At 72.8% G+C, this 11346-nt stretch carries 12 protein-coding genes; 7 read left to right on the top strand and 5 right to left on the bottom strand.

The features are described 5' to 3' along the window. The first annotated feature begins 1 nt into the window (after position 1). Complete coding sequence (locus ACQP2P_RS03320; RefSeq protein WP_433613135.1) at positions 2–358, top strand: hypothetical protein; 357 nt, start codon at positions 2–4, stop codon at positions 356–358. Between the two features lie 36 nt (positions 359–394). On the opposite strand, the gene ACQP2P_RS03315 is transcribed toward ACQP2P_RS03320, so the two are convergent. Beyond that, positions 395–2350, bottom strand: coding sequence for an ATP-dependent DNA helicase (locus ACQP2P_RS03315; RefSeq protein ID WP_433618952.1), 1956 nt, complete (start codon positions 2348–2350; stop codon positions 395–397). A 174-nt stretch (positions 2351–2524) separates the two neighbouring features. Between ACQP2P_RS03315 and ACQP2P_RS03310 the strand changes: the two genes are divergently transcribed. From ACQP2P_RS03310 to ACQP2P_RS03295, 4 genes are all read left to right on the top strand, one after another. Next, positions 2525–3025 carry a DUF402 domain-containing protein gene (locus ACQP2P_RS03310; protein ID WP_433613133.1) on the top strand — a complete coding sequence of 167 codons (501 nt, stop codon included), beginning with the start codon at positions 2525–2527 and terminating at the stop codon, positions 3023–3025. Between the two features lie 132 nt (positions 3026–3157). Then, positions 3158–4126, top strand: a complete 969-nt coding sequence (locus ACQP2P_RS03305; protein ID WP_433613131.1) for a hypothetical protein — start codon at positions 3158–3160, stop codon at positions 4124–4126. A gap of 116 nt (positions 4127–4242) precedes the next feature. Further along, positions 4243–4869, top strand: a complete 627-nt coding sequence (locus tag ACQP2P_RS03300) for a DUF47 domain-containing protein (protein WP_433613129.1) — start codon at positions 4243–4245, stop codon at positions 4867–4869. 2 nt (positions 4870–4871) lie between these two features. Next, positions 4872–5885, top strand: coding sequence for an anion permease (locus ACQP2P_RS03295; RefSeq protein WP_433618950.1), 1014 nt, complete (start codon positions 4872–4874; stop codon positions 5883–5885). Here ACQP2P_RS03295 and ACQP2P_RS03290 read toward each other — a convergent pair. Genes ACQP2P_RS03290 through ACQP2P_RS03280 form a run of 3 tightly spaced genes read right to left on the bottom strand, consistent with a single transcriptional unit; the run spans position 5882 to position 9260 of the window. Continuing rightward, positions 5882–7882 (bottom strand): M91 family zinc metallopeptidase, encoded by a 2001-nt coding sequence (locus tag ACQP2P_RS03290; RefSeq protein WP_433613127.1) that lies wholly within the window; start codon positions 7880–7882, stop codon positions 5882–5884. The genes ACQP2P_RS03295 and ACQP2P_RS03290 overlap by 4 nt on opposite strands. Before the next feature lie 24 nt (positions 7883–7906). Continuing rightward, a complete protein-coding gene (locus tag ACQP2P_RS03285) occupies positions 7907–8233 on the bottom strand; it encodes a hypothetical protein (protein WP_433613125.1) in 327 nt (108 codons plus the stop codon). Positions 8234–8282: 49 nt separating this feature from the next. Then, complete coding sequence (locus ACQP2P_RS03280) at positions 8283–9260, bottom strand: Gfo/Idh/MocA family protein (protein ID WP_433613123.1); 978 nt, start codon at positions 9258–9260, stop codon at positions 8283–8285. Positions 9261–9292: 32 nt separating this feature from the next. On the opposite strand from ACQP2P_RS03280, the gene ACQP2P_RS03275 reads away from it, so the two are divergent. After that, a complete protein-coding gene (locus tag ACQP2P_RS03275; protein WP_433613121.1) occupies positions 9293–9733 on the top strand; it encodes a hypothetical protein in 441 nt (146 codons plus the stop codon). 35 nt (positions 9734–9768) lie between these two features. Further along, on the top strand, positions 9769–10539 hold the full coding sequence (locus ACQP2P_RS03270) for an NUDIX hydrolase (RefSeq protein WP_433613119.1): 771 nt from the start codon (positions 9769–9771) through the stop codon (positions 10537–10539). 15 nt (positions 10540–10554) lie between these two features. Here ACQP2P_RS03270 and pstB read toward each other — a convergent pair whose 3' ends face one another. Further along, on the bottom strand, positions 10555–11331 hold the full coding sequence (gene pstB / locus ACQP2P_RS03265; RefSeq protein WP_433613117.1) for a phosphate ABC transporter ATP-binding protein PstB: 777 nt from the start codon (positions 11329–11331) through the stop codon (positions 10555–10557). Between the last annotated feature and the right edge of the window lie 15 nt (positions 11332–11346).

The raw sequence follows: 11346 nt of genomic DNA, 5'->3' as shown, positions 1-11346 counted from the left end.
CATGACACGAACCCCGCGGCTGCTCGCCGCCGCCTACCTGCTCCTGAGCCTGGCGACCCTCGGCGTCGCCTACGCGCTGCGGCACCACGCGAACCTGGTGAACGACGCGGTCTGGGTGCGGGGCACGATCGTCGTGCTCAGCGCCGCGGTGTGCAACGTCCTGGCGGCGCGCGGAGACGTGCGCCGGCTGCGCATCATCGCGATCGTCATGATGGTCGCGATCACCGTCATCGTCTCGCTGCCGGGGATGTTCCCCGTCTGGCTGAAGCTCGAACAGGTGGGGTGCGGCCTGCTCCTGCTGGGCGTGGTCCTGACCCTGCCGCGCAAGGCGAGGCTGCGCCCCGGCAGCCCGAGGTGACCGGCCCGGCCCGGTCACCACATCGGCGGCGCCGGGCTACGAGGCGGCCAGGCGGCGGAGGGCTCCGCGGACGGTTTCGGGCTTGGTGGTGTACCAGAACGGGGGTAGCGACCGGCGCAGGAACGGCCCGTAGCTCGACGCGTGCTCCAGACGGGAGTCCAGCACCGCCACGACGCCCCTGTCCCCGCGCGACCGGATCAGCCGCCCGACGCCCTGGGCCAGGCGAACCGCGGCGATCGGCACGCTCACCGCGGCGAAGCCGGAGCCGCCCGCCGACTGCACCGCGTCGGAGCGCGCGGCCGAGAGCGGCTCGTCGGGCCGCGGGAACGGCAGCCGGTCGATGATCACCAGCTGGCAGGCGTCGCCGGGCACGTCCACGCCCTGCCACAGGGACATGACGCCGAGCAGGCAGCTGTTGCGGTCCTCGCGGAACCGGCGCACGAGGATCGGCAGCGACTCCTCGCCCTGCAGGAGGATCGTGATCCCCGGCGTGCGGGCCCGCAGCACCTCCGCGGCGCGCTCGGCCGCCTTGCGTGACGAGAACAGGCCCAGGGCCCGGCCCCCGAGCGCCTGCACCAGCTCCACCATCTCGTTCGCGGCGGGCTCGGACAGGCCCGAGGTCTGCGGCTTCGGAAGGTGCGCCGCGACATACAGAATGCCCTGCTTGGCATAGTCGAACGGCGATCCGACGTCCAGCGAGCTCCAGGCGAGCCCGGCCGTGTCCCGCGCCTCGTCGGCCCGCACGACCGTCTCGCGCGCCTCCTGGGCGGGGGTGGCCGCGGCCGGCGGGCGCTCGACGGCGATGGGCAGGCCGAGGGAGCGGGCGACCGTCTCGAACTGGCCGCCGAGGGCGAGCGTGGCGGAGGTGGCCACGACGGTTCGTTCGCTGAAAAGGTGACTGCTCAGCGTCCCCGCGACCGACAGCGGCGCGATGACCACGGCCCGGCGGCTGCGCTCGTCGCGCTCGATCCAGATGACGTCGTGCTCGGCGTTGGCGATCATGCGCTGGGCGACCTTCACGAGATCGCCGATCATCGTCTTGGCCTGCTGCTTGCGCACCGGGTCGGCATCGTCGGCGCGCACCTCGCCGATCGCGTCGAGCGCCTTGCGCCCGCCCGCGTCGAGCAGCGTGAGCGCCTCGGCGACCACCGTCGGCAGCGCCCCCACGACCCGGCCCGCGGGCACCTCGGCGAGCGCGACGGTGAGCAGGTCGCCGGCCTCCATGAGCCGATCGGCCACGTCGTCGTCGACGTAGGCCCGGCACCGCCGCGCGGCCCGCTCCAGCGTCTCCGGCGTGAGCTCGGCCTGCGAGGCGGAGCTCACGCGGTCGGCGAGCTCGTGGGCCTCGTCGACGACGAGCAGCTGGTGCGGGGGGATGATCTGGCGCCCGGTGAGCATGTCCACGGCGAGCAGGCTGTGGTTGGTGACCACGATGTCCGCCTCGCGCGCCCGGCTGCGGCTCGCCTCGGCGAAGCACTCCGCACCATATGGGCACCGCTGCGCCCCGACACACTCGCGCGCCGGCATCGACACCAGCTTCCAGGCCGCGTCGTCCACGCCCGGGTCGAGCTCGTCGCGGTCCCCGGTCTCGGTCTCCATCGCCCACCCGCGCAGCCGCTCGATGTGCTTGCCGAGCCGGCCCGCCTCGCCGAGCCACTTCGTGGGCCGGGCCTCGCCGACGTCGAAGAGCGCATCCTCGGGCTCGTCGGCGGACGTGCCCTCCAGCCGCGCCAGGCAGACGTAGTGGTGGCGGCCCTTGAGCACCGCGTAGGTCGGCCGGCGCCCCAGCACCGGCTCGACCGCGTCCGCCAGACGCGGCAGATCGTGGTCGACGAGCTGCGACTGCAGGGCGAGCGTGGCCGTCGAGATCACCACGGGCCCGTCGACGAGCAGGGACGGCACCAGGTATGCCAGCGACTTGCCCGTGCCCGTGCCCGCCTGCACCAGCAGGTGCTCCTCCTTCTCCACCGCGGCCGTGATCGCCTTCGCCATGCTCTGCTGGCCCGGGCGCTCGGCACCGTCCGGCACCGCGCCGACGGCCGCGGCGAGCAGATCGATCACTTCCGGCTTGGGGCGGCGGGCTTGAGGGGTGGCTGTCACGGTCCGCAGGCTACCGCTTGTGTACGACAGAATTCGCCGGCGCACCCGGTCGGTACCGTGGGCGTCATGAAACGCATCCGGGTCGTGTATCGCAAGTACGACGGCTCGCTCCACTGGAACTACGAGACGCAGTACCTGGGCGAGGACGAGCACGGCGTCTGGCTCGGCGCCGACGCGACGACGCGGATCTACAAAGGAGCCACGCTCAAGGGTCTCCCGGACGCGCCGCACGTGCTGCTCTTCCCGCGCCAGACCTGGTGGACGGCCTGCTTCAACGCCGAACCCGCCCGCACCGAGATCTACTGCGACGTCACGAGCGTGCCGCACTGGCCGACGCCCACCGAGGTGACCGCGATCGACCTGGATCTGGACGTGCGCCGACGGCGTAACGGCGACGTCAGCCTCCTGGACGAGGACGAGTTCGCGGTGCATCAGGTGCGCTACCAGTATCCGGCCGACGTCGTGACCTCGGCTTTGGCGAGCGCGGACTGGCTGGTGGGGGCCGTGAGCGGGCGAGTGGAGCCCTTCGGCACGGCGTACCACCGGTGGCTGGACGAGGTCACGTGAACGGATCGCGGGCGCTCACCGTTGCGCGATGAGCGCGACCAGCGGCCCGGAAGTGGGAAGGCCACGCCACAGCAGTCGAAGATTCGAGCCGTTCACGCGCGGGCGAAATGCACGTTAAGTACCATTTTTCCCATGGACAACGCCCTGGCGACCGTCGCCGCTGGACTCGCCGGGCTGGCGACGTGTGCGGTGGTGGGCGCGATCGCCGCCTCCCGGGTTCGCCGCGGCCGGCCGTATCTCGCCAACGGGCTCTTCGTCGCGCTCGACGGGCCCGTCGACCCCGCGGCCACGGCCGCCCGCGCGGGCTTCGCCGGCGTCGAGGTCGGGGTGCGCATCGACCCGGACACGACCACCCCCACGCTGCGGCTCACCTGCGCGATGCCGCCCGGGGAGCCCGCGCCCACGTTCGAGCAGGCCGTGCTCACCCCGCTCGCGACCCGCGTCGCCGGCAATCCGCTCGGGCGGGTGCACGCGCGGCGGGCCGAGCCGTTCCTGCTCATGGTGCGCGCCGAACCGGAGCCGGACCCGGAGACCGGCGTGACCCGGGCCGACGGCCGCGAGTACGAGACGCTCGACCGGCTCCTGCGCCCGCACGCGGCGATCCTCACGCAGTTCCTGGGCGGGCGGGTGGTGCCCGGCGCGATCACCGTCGTGCTCACGGGGGCGTACTGGTCGCGGGCCGACCTGCTGGGGGCGTACGAGCGATACGCCTTCCTCGAAGGGCGCTTCAGCGATCTGGAGCCGGGCGGCCTGCCCGCCGGGGTAGCGCCGTTCGTCACCGAGTCGCTCGCGACCCGGCTCGGGTTCGACGCGCAGGAGGAGTGGCCCGAGTTCCCGGCCGAGGCGCGGCACATCCTGCGCTCGCTCGTGCGCGCGGCGCACGCGGACGGGCGGCGCGTGCGGTTCGCCGACGTGCCCGACGGGCCCCGGCCGGTGCGCAACGCGTTCTGGCGGGAGATGCGCGCGGCCGAGGTCGACGTGATCGCCAGCCGGCACCGGGGCGCGCTCGCCCGCTTCCTGCGCAAGCCGGTCCAGCGGACCTACAAGCACCGTGCGGCACCGGTCCGGTACGCCACGGCGCCAGAGGTGAACTCAAGGTAAACAGGAAATGAACGCCCAGCGTGCGAGGGATCTCACTGCGACGACCCGATGGCGTGCCCTTAACATTCACGCTTCAGGGGTACGGGGTTTCCTTCGAAGAGGTAACGAGGTCGACTGTGCGGTTCAGGCTGCGTCCTAGCGACGATTCGTTCTACGAGTTCTTCAGCCGCGCGGCGCAGAACCTCGTCAAGGGCACGGATCTGCTCTCCGAGCTCGCCCTGCCCGGGGCGGACGTGCAGTCGATCAGCGAGCGGCTCGTCGAGGTCGAGCACGACAGCGACGCGATCACGCATGCGCTGTACAAAAAGATCAACTCCAGCTTCATCACGCCCTTCGACCGCGAGGACATCTATCGCCTCGGATCGCTGCTCGACGACGTGATGGACCACCTGGAGGCGGTGGGCAGCCTGCTGTACCTCTACGGCCTCACCAAGCTCCCGTCGCTGCCCCGCGAGATCCACGAGATCGTGAAGGTGCTCGACCAGCAGTCGCGGCTCACCGCCGACGCCATGCCCCGCCTGAAGTCCATGAAGGACCTGGAGCCCTACTGGGTGGAGTGCAACCGCCTGGAGAACGACGGCGACAGCGCGTACCGCATGGCGCTGGTCCGCCTCTTCTCCGGCGAGTACGACGCGCTGACCGTGCTCAAGATGAAGGAGGTCGTCGACGAGCTCGAGGCGGCCTGCGACGCGTTCGAGCACGTGGCCAACACGGTCGAGACCATCGTGGTCAAGGAGTCGTAGCCATCAGCGCACAGCTCGTCGCAGTCCTCGCCGTCATCGTGGTGGCGCTGGTCTTCGACTACACCAACGGCTTTCACGACGCCGCCAACGCCATCGCCACCTCGGTGTCGACCCGCGCGCTCACCCCGCGCGCCGGGCTGATCATGGCCGCGCTCGGCAACTTCATCGGCGCGCACCTGGGCGGCCACGTCGCCGCGACGGTCGGCGGGGGCATCATCGACCCGCCGACCGGCCTGGGCGGGCTGGGCATCGTCTTCGCCGGCGTCGTCGGCGCCATCGCCTGGAACCTCATCACGTGGTACTTCGGGCTGCCCTCCTCGTCCTCCCACGCGCTGTTCGGCGGCCTGGTGGGGGCCTCGATCTGCGCCGTGTGGTTCGGCCTCGACGCGAAGGTGCTCTGGTCCGGCATCGTGGACAAGGTCCTGGTGCCGATGGTCGCCTCGCCGCTGGTCGGCTTCCTGCTGGGCGGCCTGCTCATGATCGCCATCATGTGGACGTTCCGGCGCGCGAACCCCCGGGTGCTCGGCCGCGGCTTCCGCCGCGCGCAGACGGTCTCGGCGGCGGCGATGGCGGTCGGCCACGGCATGCAGGACGCCGCGAAGACGATGGGCATCATCGTGCTCGCGCTCTACACCGGCGGCTACCACGCCGACAAGAAGGACATCCCGGAGTGGGTGTTCCTGGCCTGCTCGACGGTGCTGGCCCTCGGCACCTACTCGGGCGGCTGGCGCATCATCCGCACCCTGGGCCGCAAGGTGATCGACCTCGACCCGCCGCAGGGCTTCGCGGCCGAGACGGTCGCGGCCGGCGTGCTGTTCACCACCTCGCAGCTGGGCCTGCCGATCTCGACCACGCACAGCATCACCTCGGCCATCATGGGCGTCGGCGCGACGAAGCGCCTGTCGGCGGTGCGCTGGCAGGTGGCCGGGAACATCGTGATCGCCTGGGTGCTGACGTTCCCGGCCGCCGGGGTCATCGCGATCGTGACCTACCTGCTGACCCACGCCTTGTTCTAGGCCGAGCCGTACCGCTGCCGGTCGCCGAGGCCCATCTCGCCGCGCAGGCCGTTCTCGGTGAACAGCAGCGGGTGGTCCGGGTCGATGCGGTCGGGCGTGGCCGGGTCGCCGTCGTCGTCGATCGGCAGCCCCACCGCCTGGCGCTCGAAGTTCGGCACCGCCGGCCCGCCCGGGTACTGGTGGTCGGGCCCGCTGCCCTGGTCGTAGGCGGCGCCGTCGTCGGTGTCGTGCTCGTAGTCGTAGATGTGCGCCATCTCGTGGAACAGCGTCGTGACCGGGGTGCGGGCGTCGTAGGCCGGGTTGTACGTGATGACCGGCACGCCGTCGTCGTAGCTCGCGTGGCCGTTGAGCTCGTCGAGGGGCTCGATGAACAACCGCTGCCCGGAAGCCCGCAGGTCGGCGAGCATCGCCCGGCCCGCGGGCGAGGCGGTGAGCAGGTCGAGGTCGGCGCGCACCCGGGCCTGGTACTGCGCGTCGCCGCCGACCGTGATGAACCCGGTCAGGTCGTCGTCCCCGGTCGCGGTCATCCGCTCGACCCCGGCGGCGGAGTCGTCGCCCTGCCCGTGCAGCGTGTCGGCGCCGGCCCCGCCGGTCACCGCGTCGCGCCCGGCGCCGGAGTAGAGCACGTCGTCGCCGGCGCCGCCGTCGATCCGGTCGTCGCCGCGGCCGCCGGAGAGCACGTCGGCGCCGTCCTCCCCGGCGACCAGGTCGTCACCGGTGCCGCCGTCGGCGAAGTCGGCGCCCTCGCCGCCGCGCAGCGCGTCGGAGCCGTCGCCGCCGTAGAGCGTGTCGTCGCCGCGGCCGCCGTCGAGCCGGTCGTCGCCGGCGCCGCCGTCGAGGTAGTCGCGGTGGTCGCCGCCGTCGAGCAGGTCGAAGCCGTCCCCGCCGAGGAGCCGGTCGTCGTCCCCGCCGCCGGCCAGGACGTCGTCGCCGGCCCCGCCGCCGATCCGGTCGGCGCCCTCGCCGCCGAAGAGCAGGTCGGCCCCGGCCCCGCCGTCGGCGATGTCGGCGCCCTGGCTGCCCCACAGCCGGTCGTCGCCGTCGCCCAGGTCGGCCCGCTCGGTGGCGCCCTTCGGCGGCGTCTGGGTCGCGGTCACCATGGCGCCGAGGCTGACCCGGTCCGCGCCCGCCCCGCCGCTGACCGTGTCCACGCCCATCCCGGCGATGAGCACGTCGTCGCCGGAGCCGCCGCCGATCCGGTCGTCGCCGTCGCCGCCGAGCACGGTCACGCCGGCGGTGCCGCCGACCGTGACGGTGTCGTCGCCGTCGCCGGTGCGCAGCACGAGCCGGGCGCCGGGCGGGATGGCGAGCCGCCGGCCGTTGACGATCACGTGACCGTCCTCGACCACGACGTGGTCCGCGGCGCCGGTCGCCTGCACCATGAAGAGGTCGCCGATCAGGTGCGCGTCGACTCCGCCGGCGGCCGGGGGCGGGGTCCAGGCCGTGAACGTCCGGCCGATGACGGGGGCCCAGACCGCGGCGAGCACCTCCCAGCGGGCCCGCGCCCCGGCGAGTGCCGAGCGCTGGGCGGCCAGCCCCTGCTCGAGGTCGGCCCGGATCTCGCCGGCCTCGGCGATCGCGGCGCGGACCGTCTCGGCCTGGGCCGCGTCGGCCGGCGTGAACGTGACGCTTCCGCCGCCGCGCCGGTGCGGCACCGCGGCGGCGCGGGCGAACGCGTCGGCGAGCTGGTTCTGCCCGCCGCGCAGCAGGGCCGCCGCGCCGTCCAGCGCCGTGGCGGTGTCCCCGAGGACGTTGTCGAGGTCGTTCAGGCAGTCGCCGTACTGCCGCCAATGCCTGCGGAATCCGTCGGCGGCCTCGCCCTCCCAGTCGCCGCCGACGACCCGGGCCGCGGCGCCGCCGAGCCTGTCCTGGGCGGCGCGCACGTCGGCGCCGACCGCCCGCCAGGCCGTCGCGGCCCGCCCGAGCAGCTCGGGCCGCGCGGCCAGGTCCCAGATGTCGTCCACCGTGACGGCGGACGACTCAACCGTCTGCACCATGAAGATCCCCCGTGTGTCGTTGCGTCAGAGCGGCGCTCGCCGCGCGTTGCCCACGGTCTGGGCGGCCTGCCGGTCGGCGGCCAGATACGCGAAGGCCGTCTGCAGCAGCGCGTCGGCATCCTCCTCGAGGATGTCGACGTGTGCCGAGACGGCCTTCTGGGCCTGGGCGCCGATCGCGGCGGCGGTGCCGGCCAGCGCCGCCGCCGCCCGGGTGTCCCCGAAGGCGTCGGCGGGCAGGGTCAGCTCACCCAGCCCGGTGCGGTAGTGCTCGCCGAGCGTGTCGGCCGCGGCCAGGCAGGCGGCGGCGAGCGTCATCAATGCGTCCGGGTCGGCCCGGAGCTCCTGAGCCATACGCCGCACCGTAGCGGGGGCGGGACGCCGCGTCCGCCCCGTTCAGTCCTCAGCTTGAATAGTCAAGTCCGATAAGTCCGGAAATTTCCGCCAGCAGCCGCAGGATGTCCAGCGTCTCGCCGAGCGGGACCACGGGACTCTCGAGCAGCCCCTCGCGCAGGCAGCGCTGCACCTCGGCCGCCTCGAACTGGTAGCCCTTGCCCTCGTACGGCAGGTCGAACTCCTCCGTCTCGCCCTGGCGCCAGAGGGTGAACCCGTGCGGGTGGAAGAAGTCGCGACGCACGTCGATGCGCCCGAGGGTGCCCGTGACGGTGCCGGTCCGGGCGGTGTCCCCGAGCAGCGAGCAGGTCAGGGCGGCGATGGCGCCGGAGTCGTACCCCAGCAGCACTCCCGTGTTCTCGTCCACGCCGCCGGCGCTCATCCGGGCCCAGGCCCGCACCGCGGCCGGGACGCCCAGGAACAGGTGCGCGAACGTCACCGGGTATATCCCGACGTCGTACAGCGCTCCCCCGCCCAGCTTCCGGTCGCGCAGCCGCGAGGTCTCCGGGAACGGTCCCTGCATGCCGAAGTCGGCGTGGACCGAGACCGGGTCACCGATCGCCCCGTCGCGCACGAGCTCGGCCATTTTGCGGATCGCCGGGATGCAGCGCATCCACATGGCCTCCATGAGGAAGACCCCGGACTCGCGCGCGGTCGCCACCATCTCCTCGGACTCGGCGACGGCGAGCGTGAACGGCTTCTCGCACAGCACCGCCTTGCCGGCCCGCAGCGCCAGCATCGAGGCCTCGTAGTGCGCGCTGTGCGGCGTGGCGACGTAGATCGCGTCCACCCCGGGGTCCTCGACGAGCGCCTGCCACGAGCCGTGGGCCCGGGCGGCGCCGTGCGCGGACGCGAAGCGCTCGGCGGACTCGGCGGTGCGGGACCCCACCGCGGCCAGCTCCGCGTCCGGCAGCAGCCGGAGGTCCTCGGCGAACGTGGCGGCGATGGAGCCGGTCGACAGAATGCCCCAACGGATGCGATCACTCATGGCCGTAGCTTAGGTGGGTATGTACTGAAGTCATGAACAACCGCGACGCGAGCGGCCCGGATGCCGCGCACACCCGCCCCGACGGCGTCTCCGACCGGACGGTCGAGGCGCTGGGCAAGCTCAGCGAGGCCCTCGAGACCGTGGAGCGGGCCCGGGGCCGCCTCTACGACCTGCACCAGCTCATCGGGCACGCCGACCTGATGCTCGACGACGCCGTGGACCTGCTGCGCACGGCGGGGCACGGGGACCTGGCCGACCGGGTGCGCCAGGAGCTCGTCGGGCGCAACGTGATCGCCGGGCGGTGGACGTTCCAGCTGGTGGAGGACTTCGACGACGGGTACTACGCGCTGTTCAAGGAGCTCGACCGGCAGGCCCGGGAGCAGCTGGCCGGGGGCCGCCGACACCTGTTCGAGGCGGAGATGAAGGAGCGGCGCCGCACCCACGGCCGCCCGGGCCACGAAGCGACCCCATGAGGCCTGTTGCATCGCTGCGGCCTTAACGTAGCTTCATGGTCGAGTTCAAGCTTCCGCCCCGCATGGCCGAGATGGCCCGCGAGTTCGCCGCGTCGGGCAGGCAGGCGCCCGAGCCGCGCCTGGCCAGCACCGTCGTGCTGCTGCGGGAGCCGTTCGAGGCCTACCTGCTGCGCCGGGTGGCGACGATGGCGTTCGCGGCCTCGATGTACGTCTTCCCGGGCGGGGGCGTCGACCCGCGCGACGCGTCCGTGCTGCCGGGCTGGGCCGGGCCGGCCCCGGCCGAGTGGGCGGCGCGCCTGCGGCTGGAGGAGTCGGTGGCCCGCTCGGTGGTCTGCGCGGCCGTGCGCGAGGTGTTCGAGGAGTCCGGCGTGCTGCTGGCCGGCGCCGACGCGGACACCGTCGTCGGCGACGTGAGCGGGCCGGACTGGGAGGATGCGCGGCTGGCGCTGATCGCCCGGGAGCTGGGCTTCGCGGAGTTCCTCAGCCGCAACGGGCTCGTCCTGCGCAGCGACCTGCTGGTCCCGTGGTCGCGCTGGGTCACGCCGGAGTTCGAGCCCCGGCGCTTCGACACGTACTTCTTCCTCGCCCAGCTGCCCGAGGGCCAGGTGACCCGGGACGTGGGCGGCGAGGCCGACGCCACCGTGTGGTGCTCGCCGGCCGAGGCGGCCGACGGCCGCTACACGATGCTGCCGCCGACCCGTCACACCCTGCTGGAGCTGGCCGAGTTCTCGGCGGGCGGCATCGCGGCGGCGCTGGCGGCGGCGCCGGACCGGGACCCGGCCGACGCCATCCGCCCTACCCCCTGATGCGACCCGACCGGCCTAGCCGAAGCGGCCGGTGATGTAGTCCTCGGTCTTCCTCACCGAGGGGTTGGTGAAGATCTTCGCGGTGTCGTCGTATTCGATGAGCCGGCCCGGCTCCCCGGTCTTGTCGATCGAGAAGAAGCCGGTGCGGTCCGAGACGCGGGCCGCCTGCTGCATGTTGTGCGTGACGATGACGATCGTGAACTGGTTCTTCAGCTCGGTGATCAGGTCCTCGATCGCGAGCGTGGAGATCGGGTCGAGGGCCGAGCAGGGCTCGTCCATCAGCACGACCTGCGGCTCGACCGCGATGGTGCGGGCGATGCAGAGCCGCTGCTGCTGACCGCCGGAGAGGCCGGCGCCGGGGCGGGCGAGCCGGTCCTTGACCTCGTCCCAGAGGTTGGCGCCGCGCAGCGCCTTCTCCGCGACCTCCTCCAGCACCGACTTCTTGCGCACGCCGTTGAGGCGCAGGCCCGCGACGACGTTCTCGAAGATCGACATCGTCGGGAAGGGGTTCGGCCGCTGGAAGACCATGCCGATCATGCGGCGCACGGCCGTGACGTCGACGTCGCGGTCGTAGATGTTCTGCCCGTCGATCAGGAGCTGGCCCTCGATCCGCGCGTTGGGCAGGACCTCGTGCATGCGGTTGATCGACCGCAGGAACGTGGACTTGCCGCAACCCGACGGGCCGATCAGCGCGGTGACCGACTTGGGCTCGATCGTCATCGACACGGAGTCGATCGCCTTGAACGAACCGTAGTACGAGGTGACGCCGTGGGCTTCGATCCGCTTTGCCATGTTGGCGCTCCAGTG

The organism is Dactylosporangium sp. CA-139114 (assembly GCF_050955725.1).
Classification (GTDB): Bacteria; Actinomycetota; Actinomycetes; order Mycobacteriales; family Micromonosporaceae; genus Dactylosporangium.
The sequence above is the reverse complement of the archived record's forward strand: the minus strand, read 5'-3'. Positions and strand labels throughout refer to the sequence as shown.